This window comes from Stenotrophomonas sp. I18B00994 (assembly GCF_014145825.1).
GTDB classification, from domain to species: Bacteria; Pseudomonadota; Gammaproteobacteria; order Xanthomonadales; family Xanthomonadaceae; genus Stenotrophomonas; species Stenotrophomonas maltophilia.
Window position 1 is genome coordinate 30036 of sequence record NZ_JACIUW010000004.1, and the last position, 24971, is coordinate 55006.

The 24971-nt window shown below is 66.9% G+C and carries 22 protein-coding genes; 12 read left to right on the forward strand and 10 right to left on the reverse strand.

From position 1 onward, the window contains the following. Positions 1 to 39: 39 nt before the first annotated feature. Complete coding sequence (locus H4O10_RS05470; RefSeq protein ID WP_049397316.1) at positions 40 to 966, reverse strand: c-type cytochrome; 927 nt, start codon at positions 964 to 966, stop codon at positions 40 to 42. Then, on the reverse strand, positions 963 to 2309 hold the full coding sequence (locus tag H4O10_RS05475) for a cytochrome c (RefSeq protein ID WP_012479748.1): 1347 nt from the start codon (positions 2307 to 2309) through the stop codon (positions 963 to 965). Before H4O10_RS05475 ends, H4O10_RS05470 begins: the two co-directional genes overlap by 4 nt. Positions 2310 to 2492: 183 nt before the next feature. Between H4O10_RS05475 and H4O10_RS05480 the strand changes: the two genes are divergently transcribed. Next, positions 2493 to 3611 (forward strand): alpha/beta fold hydrolase, encoded by a 1119-nt coding sequence (locus H4O10_RS05480; RefSeq protein WP_005409039.1) that lies wholly within the window; start codon positions 2493 to 2495, stop codon positions 3609 to 3611. Between the two features lie 81 nt (positions 3612 to 3692). Here H4O10_RS05480 and H4O10_RS05485 read toward each other — a convergent pair whose 3' ends face one another. After that, positions 3693 to 4832, reverse strand: coding sequence for an MFS transporter (locus H4O10_RS05485; protein ID WP_012479749.1), 1140 nt, complete (start codon positions 4830 to 4832; stop codon positions 3693 to 3695). Positions 4833 to 5016: 184 nt separating this feature from the next. On the opposite strand from H4O10_RS05485, the gene H4O10_RS05490 reads away from it, so the two are divergent. Continuing rightward, complete coding sequence (locus tag H4O10_RS05490) at positions 5017 to 5712, forward strand: alpha/beta hydrolase (RefSeq protein WP_012479750.1); 696 nt, start codon at positions 5017 to 5019, stop codon at positions 5710 to 5712. Between the two features lie 132 nt (positions 5713 to 5844). Then, positions 5845 to 8049 carry a TonB-dependent siderophore receptor gene (locus tag H4O10_RS05495; protein WP_049397314.1) on the forward strand — a complete coding sequence of 735 codons (2205 nt, stop codon included), beginning with the start codon at positions 5845 to 5847 and terminating at the stop codon, positions 8047 to 8049. A gap of 44 nt (positions 8050 to 8093) precedes the next feature. On the opposite strand, the gene H4O10_RS05500 is transcribed toward H4O10_RS05495, so the two are convergent. Next, on the reverse strand, positions 8094 to 8795 hold the full coding sequence (locus H4O10_RS05500; RefSeq protein WP_005409043.1) for a pirin family protein: 702 nt from the start codon (positions 8793 to 8795) through the stop codon (positions 8094 to 8096). A 140-nt stretch (positions 8796 to 8935) separates the two neighbouring features. Here H4O10_RS05500 and H4O10_RS05505 point away from each other — a divergent pair, with 140 nt between their 5' ends. Continuing rightward, positions 8936 to 9940: a LysR family transcriptional regulator gene (locus H4O10_RS05505; RefSeq protein WP_012479753.1), complete on the forward strand. Its 1005-nt coding sequence runs from the start codon at positions 8936 to 8938 to the stop codon at positions 9938 to 9940. Positions 9941 to 10380: 440 nt separating this feature from the next. Here H4O10_RS05505 and H4O10_RS05510 read toward each other — a convergent pair whose 3' ends face one another. Next, on the reverse strand, positions 10381 to 10926 hold the full coding sequence (locus tag H4O10_RS05510) for a WG repeat-containing protein (RefSeq protein ID WP_033835317.1): 546 nt from the start codon (positions 10924 to 10926) through the stop codon (positions 10381 to 10383). Then, entirely contained in the window at positions 10923 to 12629 is a 1707-nt protein-coding gene (locus tag H4O10_RS05515; protein WP_049453183.1) for an alkaline phosphatase, read from the reverse strand. The genes H4O10_RS05510 and H4O10_RS05515 overlap by 4 nt, the downstream gene beginning before the upstream one ends. Positions 12630 to 12782: 153 nt before the next feature. On the opposite strand from H4O10_RS05515, the gene H4O10_RS05520 reads away from it, so the two are divergent. Next, complete coding sequence (locus tag H4O10_RS05520; protein ID WP_005410518.1) at positions 12783 to 14117, forward strand: dicarboxylate/amino acid:cation symporter; 1335 nt, start codon at positions 12783 to 12785, stop codon at positions 14115 to 14117. A 347-nt stretch (positions 14118 to 14464) separates the two neighbouring features. On the opposite strand, the gene H4O10_RS05525 is transcribed toward H4O10_RS05520, so the two are convergent. Both H4O10_RS05525 and H4O10_RS05530 read right to left on the reverse strand, forming a co-directional pair. Continuing rightward, a complete protein-coding gene (locus H4O10_RS05525; RefSeq protein WP_223224737.1) occupies positions 14465 to 15172 on the reverse strand; it encodes a C40 family peptidase in 708 nt (235 codons plus the stop codon). Positions 15173 to 15369: 197 nt separating this feature from the next. Continuing rightward, positions 15370 to 15948, reverse strand: a complete 579-nt coding sequence (locus tag H4O10_RS05530) for a C40 family peptidase (RefSeq protein WP_180845720.1) — start codon at positions 15946 to 15948, stop codon at positions 15370 to 15372. Positions 15949 to 16021: 73 nt separating this feature from the next. Between H4O10_RS05530 and H4O10_RS05535 the strand changes: the two genes are divergently transcribed. The 7 genes from H4O10_RS05535 (at position 16022) to H4O10_RS05565 (ending at position 22643) form a co-directional block, all read left to right on the forward strand. Further along, the gene (locus H4O10_RS05535) at positions 16022 to 16504 is read left to right on the forward strand and encodes a peptidylprolyl isomerase (protein ID WP_012480915.1); all 483 of its coding nucleotides are present in this window, start codon (positions 16022 to 16024) and stop codon (positions 16502 to 16504) included. Positions 16505 to 16603: 99 nt separating this feature from the next. Beyond that, a complete protein-coding gene (locus tag H4O10_RS05540; RefSeq protein ID WP_049453181.1) occupies positions 16604 to 17848 on the forward strand; it encodes a DUF418 domain-containing protein in 1245 nt (414 codons plus the stop codon). Between the two features lie 3 nt (positions 17849 to 17851). Next, the gene (locus H4O10_RS05545; protein ID WP_049453179.1) at positions 17852 to 19105 is read left to right on the forward strand and encodes an FAD-dependent oxidoreductase; all 1254 of its coding nucleotides are present in this window, start codon (positions 17852 to 17854) and stop codon (positions 19103 to 19105) included. Next, positions 19102 to 20460, forward strand: a complete 1359-nt coding sequence (gorA, locus tag H4O10_RS05550) for a glutathione-disulfide reductase (RefSeq protein ID WP_033835312.1) — start codon at positions 19102 to 19104, stop codon at positions 20458 to 20460. The genes H4O10_RS05545 and gorA overlap by 4 nt, the downstream gene beginning before the upstream one ends. Before the next feature lie 159 nt (positions 20461 to 20619). After that, entirely contained in the window at positions 20620 to 21540 is a 921-nt protein-coding gene (locus tag H4O10_RS05555; protein WP_180845721.1) for a DMT family transporter, read from the forward strand. Then, positions 21537 to 21875, forward strand: a complete 339-nt coding sequence (locus H4O10_RS05560) for an MGMT family protein (protein WP_239667810.1) — start codon at positions 21537 to 21539, stop codon at positions 21873 to 21875. Before H4O10_RS05555 ends, H4O10_RS05560 begins: the two co-directional genes overlap by 4 nt. Positions 21876 to 21968: 93 nt before the next feature. Then, positions 21969 to 22643: a rhomboid family intramembrane serine protease gene (locus H4O10_RS05565; protein WP_005410509.1), complete on the forward strand. Its 675-nt coding sequence runs from the start codon at positions 21969 to 21971 to the stop codon at positions 22641 to 22643. 140 nt (positions 22644 to 22783) lie between these two features. Here the strand turns inward: H4O10_RS05565 and H4O10_RS05570 are convergent, their stop codons facing one another. Together H4O10_RS05570 and H4O10_RS05575 are read right to left on the reverse strand one after the other, a co-directional pair. Further along, positions 22784 to 24367: an NAD(P)/FAD-dependent oxidoreductase gene (locus H4O10_RS05570; RefSeq protein ID WP_033835307.1), complete on the reverse strand. Its 1584-nt coding sequence runs from the start codon at positions 24365 to 24367 to the stop codon at positions 22784 to 22786. Positions 24368 to 24443: 76 nt separating this feature from the next. Then, positions 24444 to 24938 (reverse strand): VOC family protein, encoded by a 495-nt coding sequence (locus H4O10_RS05575; RefSeq protein WP_049403590.1) that lies wholly within the window; start codon positions 24936 to 24938, stop codon positions 24444 to 24446. Positions 24939 to 24971 lie beyond the last annotated feature (33 nt).

The window sequence follows — 24971 nt, forward strand, 5'->3', positions numbered from 1 at the left end:
CGTGTTGTGTGACGGCCGACGCCCCCGGCCGCCTGCCTGTCAGTACCGCGCGTCCTTGGGTTTCGGGTCGCGTGGCCAGTCCTTGGCCTTGTTGGCGAAGTCCGGGCGCGGCTGGTTGATGAAGTAGCTGGCGATGTCCACCGCATCCTGGTCGGGCATCATCTGCTGCCCAAGCGGGGGCTCGCGGGTCACCGCCGGTGGCATGTTGTGCTTGACGAAGCCGGCGGCCTTGTACAGGCGCGCCATGCCGGCGCCGATGTTGAAGCTGTGGTCGCCCCATAGCGGCGGGAAGGCGATGTCACCGCTGGCGTCGCGCCGTCCTTCGCCGTTGTCGCCATGGCAGGCGGCGCACTGCACGGCGTACAGCGCCTGGCCGCGGATCGGGTCCGGGGTCAGCGTGCTGTCGATCGGTCCCTCACTGGGGGCGGCCACCTTTGCACCTTCTGGCACAGGACTGCTCAACCACGCCATGTAATCGAGCATCGCGCGCATCTGCGGCGAGTCCTTCGGCAGCGGCTTGCCGTTCATCGAACGCTGCAGGCAGCCGTTGATGCGCTCGGTCAGCCCGATCACCTTGCCCGGGCGCGGCATGTAGCGCGGATAGGCGCCGCCGCCGGTATTGAAGTAGTGATTGCCGAAAGGCCGCTTGCCCTCGGCCATGTGGCACGAGTTGCAGTTCAGATCGTTGCCGACATTGTCCGGCAGCAGCCGTGCGGTCTCGTTGAGGATACGGCGGCCGAGCATCACCGATTCGGCATTGCCGAGCCCGGTGATTTCTTCGGCGCTGGGCGCATGGTAGTGCCCGACCACCTTGCCCTGCGCATCGAGGATATCGATCGTGCTGGCCACGGCGGCATCCAGGTCCGGGAACAGATGACGGTAAGCGAGGGTGCCGGCCCCGGCCAGCATCACGAGGGTGATCGCACTGCCGATCAGCAGGCGGAAGCGTTTGCGCGAACGTTTCATCGTGCGGCCTCCTGCGGAACGTAGTGCACCGGCTTGTCGCGCACCACCCGGCGCATGCGCGCCACGTCGACCTCGCTCACGGCACTGGCCTGGTTGCCCCAGCTGCTGCGGATGAAGGTCAGGATCTGTGCCAGCTGCGCATTCGGCAGCTGCTCGAAGCCGGGCATGGTGAAGGCCATGCGGTCATGCGGGGTATGCGGCGTGCGGCCTCCGATCAGGGTCACCTGCACCAGCGAGCTGGGGTCATCGGCGAACACGATCGAGTTGCCGGCCAGGGCAGGATAGACGCGCGGCATGCCGCGCCCGTCGGCGCGGTGGCAGGCCTGGCAGTGCTCGGCATAGGCCAGCGAACCTGCCACGCGGTAGTCGCCGCTGCGCAGTGCGGCGGTGGTGGTGTCGGTACCGGGCGACCACTGTGCGCTGCGTCCTTCGCGGGCGGGCAGCTGCTTCAGGTAGCGGGCCATCGCCAGCAGGTCGGCGTCGGACAGGTACTGCGTGCTGTGCTCGACCACGTCGGCCATGCCGCCGAACGCCGCCGATCGATCGGTGCGGCCGGTACGCAGGAAGTCGACGATCTCGCCCTCGCTCCAGCTGGCCAGGCCGGTCGATTCATTGCGCAGGTTCTTCGCATACCAGCCTTCCAGCACCGAGCCGGACAGGAACTGGCGGCTGCCATCATCGGCCATCGCCTTTTCCTGGAACGCCAACCCGCGTGGCGTGTGGCAGGCGCCGCAGTGGGCCAGGCCTTCCACCAGTTCGGCGCCGCGCTGCTGGCTGGCATCCAGCGACGGATCCGGGTTGAACGTGCGCGGGCGTGCGAACAGCAGCTGCCACCAGGCCAGTGGCCAGCGCATGTTGGCCGGCCACGGGATCGTGCTGTCGGCGTTGTCCTGCTTCACCGGTTGCACCGAGCCCATGAAGTAGGCGTACAGCGCCTTGATCTCGGCGTCGCTGGCGATCACGTACGAGGCGTACGGCATGGCCGGATACAACGGCTGCCCATCGTGGCGGATGCCGCGACGTACCGCACGCTCGAAGTCGGCGTAGTCGTAGGCGCCAATGCCGGTGTCCGGATCGGGCGTGATGTTGGTCGAGTAGATCGTGCCCATCGGCGTCTGCATGCCGAGGCCACCGGCGAACGGCTTGCCGCCGGGCGCGGTGTGGCAGGCCGCGCAGTCGGCCGCGCGCGACAGGTATTGTCCCTGCGCGATCAATGCCGGATCGTGGATGTCGACCTGCGCGGCCTGTCGCGGTGCGAACCAGTAGGGCGTGGTGCGGGCGACGCCGTAGGCGGCGGCCAGCGTGGCGGCCAGGGCAATGGCGAGCTTGAACGAGGTGCGCATGGCGGCACTGTGGGCAATCCCGCGCGCGCGTTCATTGATCCGGATCAATGACTGAACAGATACAGCTTGTACACCAAGCTGAATCGTTCCTGCGTTGTCATCAAGCCGTCATCCATGCGCGATAGATGGCCCACGCGCGCGTCGCTAATCTGCCCCGCTGTCGCACCTTTTCCCCGATTGCCCATGAAGCGCCTGCTGCTGTTGTTGCTGGCGTGCGCCGGCCTGTGGCTGGCTGCATGCTCGTCCTCGATCAATGCCTCGTCCACCTCGCTTGCCGATCGGCTGATCGCGCCGGGTGGCGTATCGACCCTGCTCGATCGTCCGCGCATTGCCGCGGCCATTGCCGAACTGCCCAATCGCCACGGCTTCGCGCCGGGCCGCGATGGCGTGCCGATCTTCTGGCGTGTGTTCGATCCTGGCGATTACGGCGCGCGTTACCACTACCTGCCGCAGCGCCACGAGAACGGCCTGCCGCTGGATACCGGCCTGAGCCTGGCAGTACCGCAGCCGTTCCGCGCGCAGGCACCGCGCGGTACCGTGGTGCTGCTGCACGGCTGGATGATGAACGGTGATTCGATGCTGCCGTGGTCGTTGCAGTTGGCCGAATCCGGCTACCGCGTGGTCACGCTTGACCTGCGCAACCATGGACAGTCCGGTACCGGGCCGTCGGGCTATGGCACCTATGAATCCGACGATGTGGTGGATGTGATCGGCGAGCTGCGCGCGCGTGGTGAAGTAACCGGCCCGCTGTACCTGTTCGGCGTGTCCTATGGCGCCGCCACAGCGGTATTCACCGCCGACAAGCTCGGCGACCAGGTGGAAGGGGTGGTGGCGATGGAATCGTTCGCCAATGCCGGTGTGGCGATCCGCACGATGATTCCACACCTGATGGGACTGCAGCCGGAAGGCCTGAAGGCGCAGGCGATGGCGTCGTACGCGCGCTGGCGCTACGGCGGCCAGGACATCAACCAGGTGATCGCCGCCGCCAGCCGCCGTATCGACGTCGATCTGGACCGCGTGGATGTAGCGCGCGCGCTGGCCGATACCCGCGCCTGCGTGCTGCTGCTGCACGGCCAGGGCGACCAGCACATTCCGGTCAGCCAGGGCCGCGAACTGGCCCAGGCCAACCCGCGCGCGCACTACATCGAGATGCGCGGCGAGGACCACATCACCCTGCCGCTGCGGCTGGACCTGCTGGCCGGCGTGGTCGATGACTGGATGGCGCGCGACGAACACCACCCGAAGAGCGCCTGCCCGGCCCCACAGCTGCCGGCCCAGGCCGAGTGGCTGGCCCACCGCTGAAAAAAGGGGACGGAGGGGATTAAGTCGTTTCCCGCACAGCTGGGCCATAAACGACTTAATCCCCTCCGTCCCCTTTTTCTGTCAGGCCACCCGTCGTGCCAGCGAGCGGGCAGACGCCGCGACGCCCAGCAGCAGCGCGGCCACGCACAGGAAGGCGAAGCCGAGGCTGGTGCCGTGTGCCAGTGCACCGATCGCTGCCGGACCGGCAAGGATGCCGGCGTAACCCAGCGTGGTGACTGCGGTGATGGCGATGCTCTCCGGCATCACCCGCTGCTGGCCGGCCATCGAGAACAGTGCCGGCACGATGTTGGCGCAGCCCAGCCCGACCAGTACATACCCCGCCAGCGCCACCGGAAACGAGGGCACCAACGTGGCCAGGGTGAAGCCTGCTGCGGCGGTGATGCCGCCGAAGACCAGGGTGCGGGTGCGGCCGAGGCGCTCGACGATGCCGTCGCCGAACAGGCGCATCGCGGTCATCGCCAGGGTGAACAGCGCGAAGCCGGCGCCGGCCTGGTCACGCGGCACTTGCCGCACTTCGGCCAGGAACACCGCGCTCCAGTCCAGCATCGAGCCTTCGGCGAGGAACACCACGAAGGCCAGCACGCCGATGAACAGCACCACGCCGTGCGGCAGCGCCAGCAGTGGGCCGTCGTGCAGGATCCGTTGCGGGCGCCAGTGCGGCGCCGACAGCACCGCGACCAGCAGCAGTGCCGCCACCGAAACCAGCGCGGCCAGCCACAGCGGTGTACCCAGGATCAGCAGGCCGGTCATGCAGCCTGCGCCGACGAAGCCACCGATGCTGTAGAAGGCGTGGAAGCCGGACATCATCGCGCGCCCGGCGTCGCGCTCGACCGCGACCGCCTGCATGTTCATCGCACAATCCAGCGCACCGACGCCGGCGCCGAACACGAACAGCGCCGCACCCAGCGCCACCGGCGAGGGCGCCAGCACCAGCAAGGGCAGGGCGCACAGCATCATCGCGCAGGTGATCACCATCACCCGGCGGCAGCCCAGCCGCCCGGTCAGCGCGCCCGCCAACGGCATCGCCAGCAGCGAGCCGAGCCCAAGGCACAGCAGCACGGCGCCGAGGCTGGCGTCGGACAGCCCGGCCTTGGCCTTGGCGTAGGGCACCATGGGCGCCCACGCGGCGGTGGCGAATCCGGGAATGAAGAAGGCGGCGCGGGTGGCGTGCTGCTGGGCACGTGGGGATGAAGGCGTCATGCGCGATGCGAAGCTCCAAGGGACGTTTATGGAAACGTTTTCAGGTCGGCTCGGCAAGTGCCATGCGTGACATCGGGCGACGCATACGATTGCAGTGACCCGCTCGCGTCACTGGCGATTAACGTCGCCCACGGACAGTGGCTGCACGGTCGGCATCCCGCCGGCCGCTGCCGGAGATCCGTACATGAGCACGACACCGACCATCCTCCTCGTCCATGGATTCTGGGGCGGGGCCGCACACTGGGCCAAGGTGATCCTGGAACTGCATCGCAACGGCCACGACCGTGTGCAGGCGGTAGAACTGCCGCTGACCTCGCTGGCCGACGACGCAGGGCGCACCCGGAAAATGATCCGGCAGATCGACGGGCCGGTACTGCTGGTCGGCCACTCCTATGGCGGCGCGGTGATCAGCCAGGCCGGTAACGAGCCCAACGTGAAGGGCCTGGTCTACATCGCCGCGTTCGCGCCTGATGCCGGCGAGAGTCCCGGTGGCATCACCCAGCAGCACCTGCCGGAGGCGGCACCGAACCTGGCACCTGACAGTGATGGCTACCTGTGGCTGCGTGCGGACAAGTTCCATGAGAGCTTCTGCCAGGATCTGAGCGAGGACGAAGGCCGGGTGATGGCCGTTATCCAGAAGGCACCGCTGGCCAGCACCTTCGGTGATGCGGTCAGCGACCCGGCGTGGAAGCACATGCCGAGCTGGTACCAGCTGTCCCGCCAGGACCGCATGATCGCGCCGGAAAACCAGAAGGCCATGGCCGCAAGGATGCAGCCCAGGCGCCTGCTGGAGCTGGATGCCAGCCATGCCTCATTGGCCTCGCAGCCGAAGGAAGTGACGGCGCTGATCCTGGAGGCGTGCGCCGCCATCGGCGGCTGATAGCTGCGGCAGCGCGTTGCACGACAGCCGCGGCGCAGGGGAGTACACTCCTGCGCCGCGGCTGTCCGGCCGCGTCCCTCTCTTCCCTCCAGCCGCCGCCAGAGGATCCCACCCTATCGTGGAGGTCCCGCCGTGCTGTCTGTGCCTGTTGTCCATACGCCGTCCCCCTTGCCGCGTCGCCGCGCGTTGCCGCAGGCGCTGGCCCGGGGTTTGCTGATCGCTGCACTGGGCAGCAGCGGTATTGCTGCTGCGCAGTCCAGTACGGATCCAGCCAAGGATTCGCAGGCGCCTGCATCACAGACCCTGCAGACCGTGCAGGTCACCGCCAACCTGCTCGGTACCATCACCGAGGGCAGCGGCGCCTATACGCCCGGCACCATTGCCACCGCGACCCGCCTGGTGCTGACGCCACGGCAGACCCCGCAGACCATCAGCGTGATCACCCGCGCACAGATGGATGACTTCGGCCTGCACGGCATCGACGACGTGATGCGGGTGACCCCCGGCATCAGCATCGTCACCTACGACAGCGAACGCACCGAGTACTACGCGCGCGGCTTCGCGATCCAGAACTTCCAGTACGACGGCATTCCGATGTCGCGCAATTCGGCGTACTCCGCCGGTAACACGCTCAGCGATACCGCCATCTACGACCGCATCGAGGTGCTCAAGGGCGCGACCGGCCTGTTGACCGGCATGGGCGATCCGGGTGCGACCATCAACCTGGTGCGCAAGAAGCCGGGCAAGGACTTCGCCGGCAGCGCCTCACTGGGTGTCGGCCGCTGGGACGACTACCGCGCCGAGCTCGATGTGGGTGGCCCGCTGACTGCCGATGGCCGCGTGCGTGGCCGTGCCGTGGGTGCCTGGGAAGACAAGCGCTCCAACCTGGACAACTACCAGCGCACCAGCAAGGTCGGCTATGCCGTGGTGGAAGCCGATCTGGGCGATCGCACGCTGCTGTCGGTCGGTGGCGACGTGATGGACAGCGACCCGAAGGGGGCGACGTGGGGCGGCATTCCGCTGCTGGACAGCGCCGGCAACTTCAACCGCATGCCGCGCTCGTTCAACAATGGTGCGCAATGGGCCGGCTGGCGCCAGTACGTGCGTACCGGTTTCACCACGTTGGAGCACACGTTCGCCAACGATTGGATTGCCAAGCTGCAGCTCAACCACCAGGTCAACGGCTATGACGCCGCATTGGCCGGTGCCGCCGCCGGCAATCCTGATCCGTTGACCGGCGAGGGCGTCAGCCTGTGGCTCGGCAAGTACGTTGGCAAGACCGTCAGCAATGCCGCCGACTTCTATGTGAGCGGGCGTTTCGGCCTGTTCGGGCGAGAGCATGAGCTGGTGGTCGGTGGCAGTGCCTCGCGCAAGCGCTGGACCAATACCGGCTACGGCCCGCAGGCGGGGTTCCCGGATACCGTGCCGGACTACAGGACCTGGAATGGCGACATTGCCGAACCGCAGTGGCAGCGCACCTATGACAACAATGAAGTGACCCGCGAGAATGGGCTGTACGTGGTTGGCCGCTTCGATCTGGCCGATCCGTTGAAGCTGATCGTCGGCAGCCGCCTGGCCAGTTACCGCTCGCCGGACACGCGAGAGACCGGCGTCCATGTGCCCTATGCCGGCGTGGTCTACGACCTCGGCGAGCATTACTCGGTGTATGCCAGCTACAGCACCATCTTCAAGCCGCAGGGCGAGCGTGACGAGCAGGGCAAGGCACTGGATCCACTGGAGGGCCGCAGCTACGAGGTTGGCCTGAAGGCTGAGTTCTTCGATGGACGCCTCAATGCCAGTGCGGCGCTGTTCCAGCTTGATCAGGACAACTTCGCCCAGCCCACCGGCGGCAAGACACCGGATGGCCAGGATGCCTACCGCGCCTTGATGGGCGTGCGCACCAAGGGTTACGAGCTTGAAATGTCGGGTCAGCTGGCCGAGGGCTGGCAGGTGCAGGGTGGGTTCTCCCACAAGATTGCCCGCCAGGCGGGCACCAAGGTGACCACGCTGGAACCGGAGAACCAGTTCAGCCTGCACACCCGCTACCGTCTGCGTGGCGCCTGGCAGGCGCTGACGCTGGGTGGTGGCGCACGCTGGCAGGATTCGACTTTCGGCGAGATCACCAACCCGGCCACGCGGGCCAAGGTGGTGCATCGCACGCAGCCGTACTGGTTGCTCGATGCGATGGCGCGCTACCAGTTCAACGATCGCCTGTCGGCCACGGTCAACGTCAACAACCTGCTCGACAAGCGTTACTACACGATCTTCAATTGGTACAGCACCTACACCTGGGGCGAGCCGCGCAACGTGCGGTTGAGCTTGAATTACAGGTTCTGACGCAGATGCGCCCGCGATGCTCTGCAGCATCGCGGGCGATGTGGTTACAGCGGCAGGTCGAACACCAGCACTTCGGCATCGTTGCCGTTTTCCAGCGTCAGCTGGGCTTCGTCGCTGACCTGCAGCGCATCACCGGCTTCCAGGGTGATGCCGTTGACCTGCAGCTGCCCACGGGCCACCTGCACATAGGCGCCACGACCGTTGCCAAGGGCATGGTGCAGCTTCTGGCCGCCGTCGAGGATGGTGGCGAAGATGCGGGCATCCTGGTGGATGCGCAGCGAACCGTCGGCACCGTCCGGCGAAGCGATCAGGCGCAGCTGGCCGCGCTTGGTCTCCGGCGCGAAGTGGGTCTCCTCGTACGACGGCGTGATGTTCTCGGTGTCCGGGAAGATCCAGATCTGCAGGAAGTGCACGGTCTCGTCGGCCGAGTGGTTGAACTCGCTGTGGGTGACGCCGCTGCCGGCGCTCATGCGCTGCACGTCGCCGTAGCGCAGCACCGAGCCGGTGCCCATCGAGTCCTTGTGCTCCAGCGCACCGCCCAGCACGTAGGAGATGATTTCCATGTTGCTGTGGCCGTGGGTGCCGAAGCCCTGGCCGCCGATCACCTTGTCTTCGTTGATCACCCGCAGCGGGCCGAAGCTGACGTAGCGCGGGTCGTAGTAGTTGGCGAAGGAGAAGGTGTGGCGCGAGGACAGCCAGCCATGCTCGGCCAGGCCACGGGTAGCGCTCTTGCGGATCTGCAGCATGATGGAATCTCCTTGTTCGATGGTTTCGATGGGGCGGGGTGGGCTGGCAGCCGCTGTGTTTCCCCGTTGGAGAGAAGTATCCGCTTGCGCCTTGGGTTTGAAAAACGGATAGTTTTGACGTCCATCATCGAAAAATTCGAATGCTCAAGCTCAGCCTCGATGCCCTGCAGATCCTGGATGCCATCGACCGCCGCGGCTCGTTTGCCGGCGCCGGCAAGGCCCTGCACAAAGTGCCCTCGACCATCTCCTACACCGTGGCCAAGCTGGAGGAGGACCTGGGTGTTCAGCTGTTCGACCGGGTCGGCCCGCGCGCCGAACCGACCGAGGCCGGCCGCGCGCTGCTGGACGAGGGCCGGCACCTGCTGCGCGCCGCCCGCGAGTTGGAACTGCGGGTGCGCCGGGTGGCGTCGGGCTGGGAGACCGAACTGACGCTGGCGGTGGATTCGGTGTTCCCGACCTGGCTGCTCGGCCCGGATATCGCCGCGTTTCGTGAGGCCGAGGCACCGACCCGGCTGCGATTGATCGGCGAGGCCCTGTCCGGCACCTGGGAGGCCCTGCTGGACCGCCGTGCCGACCTGCTGGTCGGCGCGCCGGGTGAGGGCCCCAGTGGCGGTGGTTACGTGGTCGAGCCGCTGGGCACGGTGGAGTTCGTGTTCGCGGTCGCGCCCGGTCATCCGTTGGCCGCAGTGCCGGGTGTGCTGGGTCGCGAGCAGCTGGTCGAGCACTGCGCGATCGCGGTCTCTGATTCCGCGCGCAGGCTGCTGCCGCGCACGGTCGGCTTGTTGATGGGGCAGGAGATGCTGACGGTGCCGGACATGGCCAGCAAACTGAAGCTGCAGTGCGAAGGCGTGGGATTCGGTTTCCTGCCCGAACCGTGTGCGCGCGCTGCGGTGGCGCGCGGCCAGCTGGTGATCCGTGAGGTGGAGGAACACAAGCCGGAAGAGACCTTCTGGCTGGCCTGGCGCACCGGAGAGGATGGCGCCGCACTGCGCTGGTGGCGCGAGCGCCTGCGCAGGCCGGAGCTGCTGTCGCAGTGGTGGCAGGCAATGGCCAGGGGGGAGGGGTTTGGCAGGGCTGCGCCCTGCACCCGCTACGATCCAGAGCAACAGCAACAGCAACAGCAACAGCAGAAGCTGGTTTCCTGAGGGATGGCGGGGTGGGTCCGGTTGCGGGAGACGCCGTAAACCCGTCCTTGGGGGCTTGGCCGCGGCATCCATGCCGCGGACACTCCCGCAACCGGACCCACCCCGCCTTCGACAGTTTCCTGCGAACTGTCGGGTTGCTCATGGGGTCAGATCCGTTTTCCTGCGGAAAACGGATCTGACCCCGGATTCAATTCGATATCTGACAGATACGATCCACGCAAAGCGTGGATGGTCCAACCGTCACCGGAAAACTGTCGGGGGTGGGGCGGTGTGGGTGGGCAGGACCGTTGGCGCCATGGATGGCGCCATCGAGCCCCCAGGGATGGGTTTACGGCGTGTCCTGCCCACCCACACCGCCCCACCCAACTCACAGAAAACCAGAGCCGCTTTTGATCTTGCTTTGGCGTCTGCAGGTGCAGGGCGCAGCCCTGCCGAAAACCCTACTTCACCCGACGACCCGAACGGTCGATGCGGAACCACTCTCCGCCTTCCATCGGCGTGTGGCCATCGGCATCCGGCGTACCACGACGGCAACCATTGCAGACCTCGGCCACGCCGTCCTGGAACGGCCATGCGAAATCGAAGGTGCCGGGCACCACCTGGCGGAACGTCAGGTCGAAGTAGCCCACGCGGTTGCCGACGCGAGCGCGCAGCAGGCCTTCCTGCGGCGTTTCCGGGCCGTTGTCCCAGGTCAGCACCGGCAGGCTGCGGCCCTTGCGGTCGACGTAGTGGAAACCCTGGTCGGCGTACACCACTGCCAGGCCGTGGTCGTCGTAATTCAGGGCCTTCAGCGTGTCGGCACTGATCTTCGGCCGGTGATCGATCACCTCGCAGTTGGGCAGTGGCCACAACCCGTGTTCATCGGTCAGCAGCTTGCATGCCGGTGCCTGTGCCGCTGCAGTGGCGCTGACCAGCACGCCTAGCAGGGCCAGCGACCGCGCGAAGCGGCCGCTGGCAGCGTCAGGGCGGGCCTGCCGTGCGATCACTTGGCCTCGGCCTTGCGCTCGAACGCGGTCGGTGCCGGCAGCTGCACCGGCACGCCCTTGTCATCGCAGGTGCCGGCCTGGCACAAGCGCTCGCGCAGGGCCGGGGTGGCCTGCACGATCATGTGATAGATCGCGTTCTGTTCCAGCGTGCCGCGGATCGCCTTGCTGCCCGGGCCGCGTGCCCAGATACCGACGTCTTCGCCGCCGTGCGATTCGGACTTCATCGGCACCAGTGCTTCCTGCATGTAGTCCGGATGCTCGGTGTCGACCTCGCGCAGGTTCGGGCGGCCGTTGGCCGGTTCGAAGCTGCTCGGGTTGTGCGGGTAACGCTTCGGGCCGGCCGGCTGCTGGTTGCTGCTGCCGGTGTGGCCCGGGCCGTTGGCATAGCTCAGGGTGGTGTACGGCTGGCCGGTGCCGTCCAGGGCGTAGTCCAGCTTGCCGGCGCCGTCTTCGCCGCCCTTGTCCTTCACCTTGCCCAGGATCGGGTTGCCACGTGCCGGGTAGCCGATGAAATTCAGCGTGTGGGAGTGGTCGGCGGTGACGATGATCAGGGTGTCGTCGGCGGAGGTCAGTTCGTTGGCCACGCGCACTGCGTCGGACAGGGCCACGGTCTCGGTCAGTGCACGGTAGGCATTGCCGCTGTGGTTGGCGTGGTCGATGCGCGCGCCTTCGATCATCAGCACGTAGCCTTCCTGGTGCTTCGACAGATTCTTGATCGCTGCGGCAGTCAGTTCGGCCAGGCTCGGCTCGCCGCCCGGATCCTGCGGGCGCTCGTACTCGTAGCGCATGTGGTCCGGCTCGAACAGGCCGAGGATGGCCGGCGCGTTGGCGGCGGCGGCCAGCTGCTTGCTGTTCCACACGTAGGCACCCTGCGGGTGCGCCTGCTGCCATTCCTGCACCAGGCTGCGGCCATCCAGGCGCTGGCCGACCTTGTCGTCGTACTCCGGATCGCGCTCTTCAACGGTGGTGAACTCACCGCGGCCGCCACCGAGGGCGACCAGGGGGCCGCGGCCATAGCGCGAGGTCGACAGCAGCTGCTGGGCGATGTCCTTGCAGCCGGCCGCCTTGGCGGCTTCGGTCAGGTCGGTGTCGTTTTCCCAGTTGCGCTCGGGCGAGTGCGCGTAGGTGGCGGCCGGGGTGGCGTGGGTCAGGCGTGCGGTGGACACCACGCCGGTGGCCAGGCCGGCGCTGTCGGCCAGCTGCAGCCAGGTCAGCAGGCCCTTGGACAGGCTGTCGGCACAGTCCGTGCGGCTGCCGGCGCTGACGCCGATCGCACCCATGTGGGTCTTCACGCCGGTGGTGATGGCGGTCATGGTGCCGGCCGAATCGGGCGTCTGCGAATCGGTGTTGTAGGTCTTGCTGAATGCCGTGGCCGGGAAGCGCTCCCAGGACAGCAGGTTCTCTTCGCCGGAGCCACCCTTCTGCTGGCCCTCGTAGATGCGCGAGGCGGCCACGGTGGTCAGGCTCATGCCGTCGCCGAGGAACAGGATGACGTTCTTGGCCTTGCCGGACATCGCACCGTTGGCGGCGGCCTGGGCGGCGCCACTGCGGTACCACCACTGCGGGGTCTCGCCGGCCGGGTGGGCGACGGGGTCGACGGCGACCTTGAGGCTGGCCGGGGCAGTGGCGGGGGTGGTGCTGGCGCAGGCGCCCAGCAGCAGGGTGGTGGCGCAGGCGGCCAACAGGGAGACGGAACGGCGCATGGACGCTGGGATCTCACAAACTGTAACGGGACGTTCATTATGCCCGCCCTCGCAAGGCACGCCGATGACACACTGATTTGCCGGCCGGGCGGTCGTTCCCCAGCCGTTGATGGGCTATCGTGCCAGCATCCCTTCCTTCCCTCTGGATTGCCTATGAAGCTGGTCTCTGCCTGGCTGCGGATTCCATTCTGGCAGCGCGTGGTCGGTGGCTTCGTGCTCGGCGCGCTGGCCGGCTGGGCGCTCGGCCCGGCCGCGGAAACGTGGTTCGGCCCGCTTGGCGAGCTGTACGTCACCCTGATCAAGATGATCGCGGTGCCGCTGGTGTTCTTCGCGGTCATCAATGCGATCTCCTCGCTGCACGGCCAGAAGTCGGTTGCCGCGCTCAGTGGCCGCACCTTCCTCTGGTTCGTGATCACCGCTGCGTTGGCGGTGTGCGTCGGCCTTGGCGTGGGCACCGTGCTGCAGCCCGGCGCCGGTGGCCTGCAGCTGACGATGGCCAGCAATTACGTGCCGCGCGAAGTGCCCAGCGTGGTGCAGGTGCTGCTGGACGTGGTACCGGCCAATGTCTTCTATGCGTTGTCCGGTATCGGCACCAAGGTCAACGCGGCCGGCGAAACCGTGCTGGCCGCCGGCCGTGGCTCGATCCTGCCGGTCATCTTCTTCGCCGGCCTGGTCGGCTTCGCCATCGTCAAGCTCGGCGAGAAGGTGACCGAGGCGCGCAAGCTGGTCGGCCAGATGAGCGACATCATGATCCAGGTGACCCGCTTCGTGCTGGAAGTCACCCCGATCGGCACCTTTGGCCTGATCGCCGGCCTGGTCGGCAGCTACGGGTTCGAGAAGCTGCTGCCGCTGGGGCATTTCGTGCTGGCCCTGTACGTGGCCTGCGCCCTGCACATCGTGGTGGTGTACAGCGCACTGCTGCTGGCGCACGGACTGAACCCGCTGAAGTTCTTCCGTGGTGCGGCGCCGGGCATGCAGGTTGCGTTCGTCAGCTCTTCCAGCTTCGCGGCGATGCCGGTGGCACTGCGTTCGATCACCCACAACCTGGGCGTGAACAAGGATTACGGTTCGTTTGCGGTGCCGCTGGGCGCCAGCATCAAGATGGACGGCTGCGGTGCCATCTACCCGGCCCTGTGCGCGGTGTTCATCGCGCAGTACAGCGGTGTGCCGCTGACCCCTGAACAGTACGTGGTGGTGCTGATTGCTTCGGTGCTGGGCAGCTTCGGTACGGCCGGTGTTCCGGGTACCGCGGTGATCATGGCTACGGTGGTGCTGAGCGCGGCCAACCTGCCGTTGGAGACGATCGGCTACCTGTATGCCATCGACCGCATCCTCGACATGATGCGCACGATGACGAACGTGACCGGCCAGATGCTGGTGCCGGTGATCGTGGCCAAGGAAACCGGGCTGCTCGACCAGGCGGTGTATGACAATCCGTCCAGCAATGTGGGTGTGGACGACCCCGATCCGACGCCGCCACGCGGCTGAGGGTGTGTGGAGACGACGATAGGCCCGCCCTGAACGGCGGGCTTTTTGTTTGGGAGCTGGCTGGCGCGGTGGCGGTCAAGCCGGGCCTGGTAGATCCACGTCATGCGTGGATGGAGGCGGTGCCGACCAACGGTCGGCCCCCACCAAAGGTCAGTACCCACCAAAGGTCAGTACCCACCAGAAGAGGTCGGTACCCACCAGAGGTCGGTAGATCCACGCCATGCGTGGATGAAGGCGGTGCCGACCAAGATCGGCAGCTACCCACCATTGCGCGGGCCTAACAAAAAAGCCGCTGCAGGGCAGCGGCCTTCTCGTGTCAGGCGGCGTGGTAGCGCCAACCGGCCAGATCAGAGATCGACCCGGCGGGCCTGCATGAACTTGTTGCCCCAGTAGCCGCTGAGCAGGGTGTCCACGCGCACGTCCTTGCCCGAGCTCGGTGCGTGCAGGAAGCGGCCATCACCCACATAGATGCCGACGTGATCGACGCGGCCCTTGCGGCCGAAGAACACCAGGTCACCGGCGGCCAGCGCGGTGCGGTCGTTGATCAGTTCGGCATTGTCATCGTGGGCCATCTCGCGCGAGACGCGCGGCAGTTCGATGCCCAGGGCCGAGCGGAACACGTAGCCGACCAGGCCGCTGCAGTCGAAACCGCTGTCCGGGTTGCTGCCACCCCAACGGTACGGGGTGCCCAGCAGGGTCATCGCGCGGCGCAGCAGCGACTGCACCTTGCCGTTGTCGGCGGCGGTACCGACAACGCTGCCATTGGCGGCACTGCTGGTGTCGTAGTTGGCGAGGAGGCGGCTGAGGTCACCGGCCACCACGGCCGAGCGGTCCATCAGCGGAATGGTGTCGTTGGCGGCCAGGTGAGGCAGCAGGGCCGCCAGGGTAGCACTGGCGGCGGCGTCGACGCGGCTGCGCTGCGGAGCGGCAGCCTCGGCCTTGGCGGCCGGTCGGGCGGTGCTCTCGGCCACCGGGGCCGGGGTCACATCGGAACGGTTCGGAGCAGTCTGCGACCAGGCCGGAAGGCTGGTCAGACACAGTGCCAGGCCAAGCAACAGCGGGCGGGCACTACGTGAAGATACGGAAGTCTGGCCTTCGCTTTTCAGGTCGTCAGTCGTCACGCGTCGGTCACAGGAAAAAAACGATGGGGCATCATGCCCTGTAAAAGCGCGGATAAGTTAAAAATTCCGTTAGTAATTCGTTAGTTGCATGGTGATGTTCGTCACAGTTTTGAACATATCGCCTGTTCATTTTAGCGAAGGACGCGTTTCGCCCCTGTGTAGTGGTCCTTCCAGTAGGGACCGCTGAGCGAGTCGAGGCGCACGGTGCCGCCGGTGCTCGGCGCATGCACGAAACGCCCTTCACCGACATAGATACCGACATGGGTGACGCTGCCGCGACTGCCGAAGAACACCAGGTCGCCGGTGGCCAGGCGCTGCGGATCGATCTTCGGACCCTGTACCGCCGCCAGGTCGCGCGAGGTGCGCGGCAGTTTCAGGTCCAGCATCTCGCGATAGACATAGGCCACCAGGCCGCTGCAGTCGAAGCCGGAATCCGGGGTGTTGCCGCCATAGCGGTAGGGGGTGCCGACCAGGTTGATGGCACGCATCAGTACCGAGTTGGCCGCCTCGGGGTTGTCCGGCACGGTCTTCGGCCAGTTCGCGGTCGGCGGGGGCGGAGCGGGGCGGGTGGCCTTGCCGCCGCCGCAGGCGGTCATCAGCACGGGCAGGGCCAGCAGCAGGGCCGGGGCGAGGAGCCGGCGCAGGCCGGACGAAACTGGCGTGATGTGCATGTTCTCCGGATAATGCGCCACCTTGGGATTGGCCGTCATGATGGCGGCGTCCCCGCCGGGCGACAACCCGCCCCAACCCGCCTGCCTCCGGCAGATCCAGACAGAGTTGCGCATGAAGATCGAAAAAGACCGCGTTGTCCGCTTCCACTACACCGTTTCCGAAGTCGGCCAGGAGCCGATCGAATCGTCCAAGGACCGCGGCGAGCCGCTGGCGATCCTGATCGGCCACGGCAACATCATCCCGGGCCTGGAAAACGCCATGATGGACAAGGAAGCCGGCGCGACCTTCAGCGTTGACGTCAACGCAGCCGATGCCTACGGCGAGCGCCGCGAGGGCCTGTCCCAGCGCGTGCCGAAGAAGCATTTCGGCAACACCAAGCTGGCTCCGGGCCAGCAGGTCGTGCTGCAGACCAACTTCGGCCCGCGTGCGGTGACCGTGCAGAAGGTCGGCATGAGCGTCGTCGACGTCGACCTGAACCATCCGATGGCTGGCAAGGACCTGCACTTCGACGTGGAAATCGTCGATGTGCGCGAAGCCGGCAAGGAAGAGATCGACCACGGCCACGTCCACGGCGACGGCGGTCACCACCACTGATCGCAGCGCGGTCATGATGGCAGCAACGGCCCGCTTCGGCGGGCCATTGCGTTTCTGGAACACGGCGCGGCCATCCATGGCACGCGGGCCGGCGGCATAATGGCGGACCTGCCCGACGGACGCCCCGTGAACGCCGCTTCTCCTTCCCTGCAACCGGTGGCTTCCGGCGAACGCATCGCCGTGCTGGACGTGCTGCGCGGTGCTGCGCTGCTGGGCATCCTGCTGATGAACATCGAGGCCTTCAGCGGACCGCTGGACCTGGCCTTCACCGGCATCGACGTGCATTGGCAGGGTATCGACTACTGGGCCGATGCCTTTGTCTACGTATTCGTGCAGGGGAAGTTCTTCACCCTGTTCTCGTTGCTGTTCGGCGCCGGCTTCGCGGTGATGGCGCAGCGCGCCGAGGCGGCCGGGCGTGACTTCACCCCGTTCTACCTGCGCCGCAGCGCTGGCCTGCTGCTGATCGGCCTGTGCCACGCGCTGCTGGTCTGGTCCGGCGACATCCTGGTGATGTACGCGTTGGTCTCGTTGCCGTTGCTGGCCTGCCGCGAGGCGCCGCGCAGCTGGCTGCCGTGGATGGGCGTAACGGTCTATCTCGGCGGTGTGGCGATGATGCTGCTGGTCGGCGCGATGGTGTCGATGGCTTCGGCGGAGGACGTGCGGAAGATGCTCACCGACGCGCAGCAGAGCATCGATCTGCAGCGCCTGGTGTACGGGCAGGGCAGCTGGATGCAGGCCAATGCGCAGCGGCTGAGCGAGTTCGGCACGTCGATGGGGGCGATGCTGATCACCGGCCCGGAAGTGCTGGGCATGTTCCTGATCGGCAGCTGGTTTGCCGGCAGCGGCGCGCTGGCCACGCCGGATCGCTTCCCGCGGCTGTATGCGGTGTTGCGTTGGGGGGCGCTGCCCTTCGGCCTGCTGGTCACGCTGCTGGGTGTTGCCTGGAAGCCGTATCTGGCGCCGGGCGCTTACGATCTGCCGGTTACGGCGGCGATGGCGCTGGTGACGATCGGCGGCCTGCCGATGTGCCTGGGTTACCTGGCCTGGATCGTACACTGGCGCGCGCGGCTGGGATGGCTGGCGCCGGTAGGGCGCATGGCGCTGACGCACTACCTGGGCCAGTCGCTGCTGTGCACCTGGCTGTTCTACCACTATGGCCTGGGTGCGTTCGACGTGATGCCGCGCAGCGTGCAGCTGCTGTTCGCACTGCTGCTGTTCGCCGCACAGGTGGGAATCTCGCATGCCTGGCTGCGTCATTTCCGCTTCGGTCCGATTGAATGGCTGTGGCGTGCGATGACCTACCGGCAGTGGCCGCCGATGCGGCGCGGAGCCGGGCAGGGCTGAACAATGACGCAGGGCGCGCGCGAGGACGTGATCGTGGTGGGCGCCGGTGCCATCGGCCTGGCCACTGCGCTTGCACTGAGCGCGCAGGGCCGGCAGGTCCGTGTGATTGAGCGGGGACATATTGGTGCGGCCACCTCGCATGGCAACTGCGGCACCATCACTCCCAGTCACGCGCCACCGCTGGCAGCGCCCGGCGTACCGTTGCGCGCGCTGCGCTGGATGCTCGATCCGCGTGCGCCGTTGTACATACGCACGCGCTTGGATCCCATACTGTGGTGTTGGTTGCTGCAGTTCGGCGCGCGCTGCAATGCGCGTGACTGGCTGCACTCCACGCGGGCGCGCGGCGCGCTGCTTGATGATTCACGGCGGCGCCTGGCGCAATGGGTGCAGACGCACGCACTGGCGTGCGAATTCGAGGCGCGCGGTCTGGACTATGTGTTCGGCGACGCCCGCAACTTCGATCACCATGCTGCCGAATGCGAGGCGCTGAACGCGCAGGGCATTGCCACGGACCGCATCGATGGCGCCGACTATGCACGCGACAACCCGGCGTTCCATGACCGCCTTGCGGGTGCGATCCACTTCCCCGGTGATGCGCAGCTGCGTCCGGACCGCTACACCGCCGAGTTGGCACGCGTGCTGCGCGCTCAGGGCGTGGTGATAGAGGAACAGGCGGACATGCAGGATTTCAATGCCGACGCGCACGGCGTGCGCGTGCGCGTCGGCGAGCGCATGCTGCACGCACGCGAGCTGGTGCTGGCCACCGGGCCGTGGTCGCCGCGCTGGGCGCGGCAACTGGATCTGCGCGTGCCGATCCAGCCCGGCAAGGGCTATTCGCTGACCTGGTCGCGCCCGGCGCAGGTACCAAAGCGCCCGGTGGTGCTGAAGGACCATTCCGTGTTCGTGATTGCCTGGCGCGAGGCGTTGCGACTGGGTGGCACCATGGAATTCGCCGGTGCCGACCCGCAGCTGCGCACGGCCCGCCTGCAGGCGTTGCAACAGGCCGCCGACCGTTACCTGCGCACGCCACGTGGTGCGAAGCTGCAGGAGCAATGGTGCGGTTGGCGCCCCATGAGCGTGGACGACGTGCCGTTGATCGGCCGCGCGCCCGCGCATCCTCACGTCTGGCTTGCAGCGGGGCATGGCATGCTCGGCATCAGCATGAGCGCCGGCACCGGCCAGCTGATCGCCGATCTCGTCTGCGGCCGCACGCCGGCGATCGATCCTGCCCCTTACCGACCCGAGCGATTCCGATGAGCACTGCACCCTATGATTACGACCTGATCGTCCTTGGCGGTGGTTCCGCCGGCCTGGCTGGCGCGATCCGCGCCGCGCAGCACGGCAAGCGCGTGGCGCTGCTGGAGCCTGGTGAACTGGGCGGGACCTGCGTCAACGTCGGCTGCGTGCCGAAGAAGGCCATGTGGCTGGCGGCCGACCTGCACGAGCGCATCGGCCTGGCCAGTGCGATGGGTTTCGATGTCAAGGCACGCCCGGCATTGTCGTGGCAGGAGCTGGTGATCCATCGCCAGGCCTACATCAGCAACATCCACACCAGCTACCACAAGCGCCTGGACGAAACCGGCGTGGTGCGCATTCCGGCGCGCGGTCATCTGCTCGATGCGCATACCGTGGCCTGCAGCGATGGCGTGCGTTACAGCGCTGAACACATCCTGATCGCCACCGGCGCGCACCCGCTGCGGCCTGACATCCCCGGTGCCGAACTGGGCCTGGTCTCCGATGATTTCTTCGATCTGCGCGCGGCACCGGCCGAGGTGGCGATCATCGGTGGCGGTTACATCGCGGTGGAGCTGGCCGGCCTGCTGCAGGCACTGGGCAGCAGGGTGAGCCTGCTGGTGCGTGGCCAGCGGCTGCTGGATCGCTTCGATTACGAGCTGACCGATCAGCTGGCCGAGAACCTGAAGCAGCAGGGCGTGCGCATCCATTTCGGCTATCGCCTGCGCGAGCTGCAGCGCGATGGCGAACGCGTACGTGCATTCGGCCATGATGGCCCGCTCGACAGCGTGTTCGACGCGGTGTTCTTTGCCACCGGCCGCCGTGGCAACAGCCGCGATCTGGGCCTGGAAGCGCTCGGCATCGGCATCGGCGAACACCAGCAGGTGCAGGTGGACGAATGGCAGACCACGTGTGTGCCGAGCGTGCACGCGGTGGGCGACATCGCTGGCAAGGTCGGCCTGACCCCGGTGGCGGTGGCCGCTTCGCGGCGGCTGATGGACCGCCTGTTCGGTGGCCGCCCGCAGTCGAAGATGGATTACGAGAACGTGGCCAGCGTGGTGTTCTCGCATCCACCGCTGGGCGCGGTGGGCATGAGCGAAGAAGAGGCGCGCGCGCGGTTCGATCAGGTGATCGTCTACCACAGCCGTTTCCGTCCGATGCTGCAGGCGCTGGCCAACGGCACCCAGCGCAGCCTGTTCAAGATGGTCTGTGCCGGTCCGGAAGAACGGGTGGTGGGCATCCACCTGCTGGGCGAAGCGGCCGACGAGATCCTGCAGGGCTTTGCGGTGGCGGTGAAGATGGGCGCGACCAAGGCCCAGTTCGACGACACCGTGGCGATCCACCCGACCTCGGCCGAGGAAGTGGTGCTGATGCGCTGAGCTGGACGGTTTTAGAGCCGATCCTATGCTCGGCTGCGTTCTGTGCAGACAGGGGCAGCCGAGCGCAGGCTCGGCTCTCCAGGTCACCAGGCGCACCCATGCGACAATGGACGCCCTTACGCCTTCCCTGGCCGCCCCGTGCGGCCCGCCGTCGTCCTGATGTCCAGCCCCGCTTCCCGTATCGCCACCGCTTCCCCACGCATCGCGCTGGGAGGCATCGGCCTGGCCGCGATCGGCGCCATCGCCGCCTCCGGCAAGGCCGTCATCGTCAAGCTCGGCCTGCGTCACGGCGTGGATGCCACCACGCTGCTCGCCCTGCGCATGCTGATGGCGCTACCGCTGTTCGTACTGATGGCACTGTGGTCCGCGCGCCGGGCCGAGCCGCTGTCCTGGGCCGACCGTGCCCGCGTGTTGTGGCTGGGCTTCACCGGCTACTACCTGTCCAGTCTGCTCGACTTCCAGGGCCTGCAGTACATCAGCGTGACCCTTGAGCGCCTGATTCTTTACTTGAACCCGACCCTGGTGCTGCTGATCAACGTGCTGCTGGCGCGCCAGCGGCCCGGTCGGTGGCAGATCGGCGCGCTGGTGCTGAGCTATCTGGGCGTGCTGCTCGCCTTCGGCCACGATCTGCAGCGCGAGGGCGGGCAGATCATCGTCGGCAGCCTGCTGGTACTGTGCAGTGCGCTCAGCTACGCGCTGTACCTGTTCGGCAGTGGGCAGGTGGTCGCACGCATCGGCGCGGTGCGGTTGACCGCCTATGCCAGCTGCGTGGCCAGCGTGCTGGTGCTGCTGCATTTCGCGGTGACCCATCCGCTGCCGTTGCTGTGGCAGGCACCGGCGCCAGTGCAATGGCTGTCGCTGGTCAATGCCACCGTGTGCACGGTGCTGCCGGTGCTGGCGATCATGCTGGCGGTGCAGCGCGTGGGTTCGTCGCTGGCCGCGCAGGTCGGTATGCTGGGCCCTGTTTCCACCATCGTGATGAGCCTATGGCTGCTCGACGAACCGATGGGGCCGGCGCAGATCGCCGGCACCGTGCTGGTACTGATCGGCGTACTGCTGGTGACCCGCCTGCGGCGCTGACACCGGAGCAGGCGCGTGCGCGCATCCTGGCGGTGATCCGCGCGATCCCCGTAGGGCAGGTGATGGGTTATGGGCAGGTAGCGATGCGCGCGGGCCTGCCCGGGCGTGCGCGGCTGACCGCGCGCATCCTGGGCCAGAACGACGACCCGGACCTGCCCTGGCACCGCGTGCTGCGCTCGGATGGGCGCATCGCCATGGAAGAAGGGTCGGCCGGATGGCGCGAGCAGTCACAGCGGTTGCGCGCGGAGGGCGTGGTGGTGGATAACGGCCGGGTGCGGATGCCGGCGGCTGATCCGGCAGCGGCACTGGATGCCGCTGTGTGGGGCCCGGGCTGAGCACCGCTGGCGACTGAACAGGCCGGACCTGAGGGCCGCCAACAAGACACGGTGCTGCGGCTATGATGGAGGCCGTTCCATGCCGGTACTCCCATGTTCCCGCGACTGCCAACCGTCACCAAGGCCCTGCTGATCGCCAATGCGATCCTGTTCCTGCTGCAGCAGCCGTTCCTGCTCGGCATGCAGACCTTCGAGCCGTTCATGCTGCAACCGCTGCAGCAGGGCTTCGATGCGTTCTCGCCGGGCGGCAACTTCCAGCCGTGGCAGCTGCTGACCTATGGCTTCCTGCATGGCAGCTTCGGCCACCTGTTCTTCAACATGCTGGCGGTCTTCATGTTCGGCGCGCCGCTGGAGCAGACCTGGGGCGAGAAGCGCTTCCTGCTGTATTACCTGGTGTGCGTGGCTGGTGCAGGCGTCTGCCAGCTGCTGGTGGGCACGCTGCTGGAAAACCCGGCGACGGTGCTGGGCGCCTCCGGTGGCGTGTTTGGCCTGCTGCTGGCCTACGGCATGCTGTTCCCCAACCAGCGGGTGATGCTGCTGTTCCCGCCGATCCCGATGAAGGCGCGGACCTTCGTGATCCTGTTCGGCGTGGGCGAACTGGTGCTGGGAATGACCGGCTGGCAGCCGGGCGTGGCCCATTTCGCGCACCTGGGCGGCATGCTGTTCGGCTGGTTGCTGATCCGTTACTGGCGCGGGCAGCCGCCGTTCAACAAGCGCCGCCCGCCCGGCCCACCGAAGCGCCCGAACCATCTGCGCAGCGTCAAATGATCCGAAGGATCATTTGACGCCGTAGGTGCCGACCGTTGGTCGGCACACCTTTTCCCACGCGGGCAGGTGCCAACCTTGGTTGGCACGCTTTGAATGGGACCATTTGACGCTGTCGGTGCCGACCGTTGGTCGGCACACCACTACAGGTCCCGCAGCACCACCTGCGCCGCATTGTGCCCCGGTGCACCGGTAACACCACCGCCGGGATGGGTACCCGACCCACACAGATACAGGCCGGGAAGGGCGCCGCGATAGCCGGCCTGGCCGACCATCGGCCGCGCCGAGAACAACTGGTTGGCGCTCAGTGCGCCGTGGAAGATGTCGCCGCCGACCAGACCGAAGGTGCGTTCCAGATCGAGCGGGGACAGCACCTGACGACCGAGCACGCTGTCAGCGAAGCCGGGCGCATAGCGTTCAACGGTAGCGATCATCAGGTCGGCTACCGTCTCGCGGTGGTCATCCCAGTGACGCCCATCAGGAAGTACCGGCGCCACGTGCTGGCAGAACAGGCTGGCCACATGCTGCCCGGGCGGTGCCAGTGAATCGTCCAGCGTACTGGGTATCAGCATTTCCACGATCGGTTCGCGCGACCAACCGTCGCGGCGCGCATCCAGCCAGGCGCGATCCATGTAGTCCAGGCTGGGGGCCATGATGATGCCGGCACTGAGGTGATCGCCCGGACCGGGCAGGGCGCGGAACTCCGGCAGCCGCGACAGCGCCACGTTCATCCGGAAGGTGCCGGAACCGCAGCGCCAGTTCGTCATGCGTTCGCGTGTGGCAGCCGGTACCTGCGCCGGCTCCAGCAGCTGTTCGTACAGCAGCTTCGGATTGACGTTGGCGACCACCGCGCGTGCACGCAGGGTTTCGCCGTTGGCCAGTTCCACCCCCACGGCGCGGCCCTGTTCGGTCAGTACCCGTCGCACGCCGGCATCCACGCGCAGCTCGGCCCCGGCCTCGCGCGCCGCGCTGGCGATGGCCTGGCTGATCGCGCCCATGCCACCCATCGCATGGCCCCATGCACCCTTCACGCCATTGCACTGGCCGAACACGTGATGCAGCAATACGTAGGCGCTGCCCGGTGTGTATGGACTGGCATAGTTGCCGACGATGCCATCGAAGCCGAACAGCGCCTTGATCGGCTCGCTCTCGAACCAGCGGTCCAGGTATTCCGCCGCCGACAGAGTGAACAGGTCCAGCAGCTCCTGCCGCAGCGGTGCATCCAGCGCCGCCAGTTCGCGGCCGAGCTTCCCCATCTGCCAAAGTGCGGGCAGGCCGCGCCAGCCGCCGGCGGCGCCGATGTCCGGTGGCGCGCGGAGAGCCCACGCGCGCAGTACATCGGCGAAGATCTCCAGGCGTGCTTCGTACGCTGGCAGGCGCTGTGCATCCCGAGCGGAGAATCCAGCGACTTCGGCCTGGGTGCGGCCGGGTGCCGACAACAGGTAGCGGTCGTCGGGCAATGGCAGGAAGTTGTTGGCCGGGCGCGTGACAATGCGCAGCCCATGCGCATGCAGTTGCAGGTCTTCGATCACCTTCGGTTGCAACAGCGACACCGTGTACGACGCCACCGAGTTGCGGAAGCCGGGATGGAACTCCTCGGTGACCGTCGCTCCGCCGAGCACGCCGCGCCGTTCAAGGACCAGCACGTTCTTTCCGGCCTTCGCCAGATAGGCCGCACAGACCAGGCCGTTGTGGCCACCCCCGATGATGATTGCATCCCAGGACATCAGCACCTCAAAAAAAGGGGACGGAGGGGATTAAGTCGCAATTCGCACAGGGTCGGCAGCGGTGGGCAGAAACGACTTAATCCCCTCCGTCCCCTTTTTCTATTGCCGCTTCGATGGTGGCGATGTCGATCTTCTTCATCGGCATCATCGCGTTGAAGGCGCGCTTGGCCAATGCCTTGTCCTTGCTGGTCACTGCTTCGATCAACATGCGCGGGCTGATCTGCCAGGAGATGCCCCAGCGATCCTTGCACCAGCCGCATTGGCTCTCCTGGCCACCGTTGCCGACGATCGCATTCCACAGGCGGTCGGTCTCGGCCTGGTCCTCGGTCTGGATCTGGAAGGAGAACGCTTCGCTGTGCTTGAACGCGCTGCCGCCGTTGAGGCCGACGCAGGGAATGCCGCAGACGGTGAATTCGACGGTCAGCACGTTGCCTTCCTTGCCGTCGGGGTAGTCGCCAGGTGCGTGATGCACGGCGGTCACCGCGCTGTCGGGCAGGAGGCTGGCATAGAAGGTGGCGGCCTCAAGCGCGCCGTTGTCGTACCAGACACAGATGGTGTTCTTGTGTGCCATGTCGGGGCTCCGCGATGGACGAGGCCGCAGCGA

Coding starts and splice junctions, on each gene's coding strand:
- H4O10_RS05485 (WP_012479749.1), bottom strand. CDS start 4,832: ATGACGCCTTCATCCCCACGTGCCCAGCAGCACGCCACCCGCGCCGCC.
- H4O10_RS05565 (WP_005410509.1), top strand. CDS start 21,969: ATGTTCCCGCGACTGCCAACCGTCACCAAGGCCCTGCTGATCGCCAAT.
- H4O10_RS05520 (WP_005410518.1), top strand. CDS start 12,783: ATGAAGCTGGTCTCTGCCTGGCTGCGGATTCCATTCTGGCAGCGCGTG.
- H4O10_RS05545 (WP_049453179.1), top strand. CDS start 17,852: ATGACGCAGGGCGCGCGCGAGGACGTGATCGTGGTGGGCGCCGGTGCC.
- H4O10_RS05575 (WP_049403590.1), bottom strand. CDS start 24,938: ATGGCACACAAGAACACCATCTGTGTCTGGTACGACAACGGCGCGCTT.
- H4O10_RS05540 (WP_049453181.1), top strand. CDS start 16,604: ATGGCGGACCTGCCCGACGGACGCCCCGTGAACGCCGCTTCTCCTTCC.
- gorA (WP_033835312.1), top strand. CDS start 19,102: ATGAGCACTGCACCCTATGATTACGACCTGATCGTCCTTGGCGGTGGT.
- H4O10_RS05535 (WP_012480915.1), top strand. CDS start 16,022: ATGAAGATCGAAAAAGACCGCGTTGTCCGCTTCCACTACACCGTTTCC.
- H4O10_RS05530 (WP_180845720.1), bottom strand. CDS start 15,948: ATGACGGCCAATCCCAAGGTGGCGCATTATCCGGAGAACATGCACATC.
- H4O10_RS05475 (WP_012479748.1), bottom strand. CDS start 2,309: ATGCGCACCTCGTTCAAGCTCGCCATTGCCCTGGCCGCCACGCTGGCC.
- H4O10_RS05480 (WP_005409039.1), top strand. CDS start 2,493: ATGAAGCGCCTGCTGCTGTTGTTGCTGGCGTGCGCCGGCCTGTGGCTG.
- H4O10_RS05470 (WP_049397316.1), bottom strand. CDS start 966: ATGAAACGTTCGCGCAAACGCTTCCGCCTGCTGATCGGCAGTGCGATC.
- H4O10_RS05570 (WP_033835307.1), bottom strand. CDS start 24,367: ATGTCCTGGGATGCAATCATCATCGGGGGTGGCCACAACGGCCTGGTC.
- H4O10_RS05515 (WP_049453183.1), bottom strand. CDS start 12,629: ATGCGCCGTTCCGTCTCCCTGTTGGCCGCCTGCGCCACCACCCTGCTG.
- H4O10_RS05505 (WP_012479753.1), top strand. CDS start 8,936: ATGCTCAAGCTCAGCCTCGATGCCCTGCAGATCCTGGATGCCATCGAC.
- H4O10_RS05490 (WP_012479750.1), top strand. CDS start 5,017: ATGAGCACGACACCGACCATCCTCCTCGTCCATGGATTCTGGGGCGGG.
- H4O10_RS05500 (WP_005409043.1), bottom strand. CDS start 8,795: ATGCTGCAGATCCGCAAGAGCGCTACCCGTGGCCTGGCCGAGCATGGC.
- H4O10_RS05555 (WP_180845721.1), top strand. CDS start 20,620: ATGTCCAGCCCCGCTTCCCGTATCGCCACCGCTTCCCCACGCATCGCG.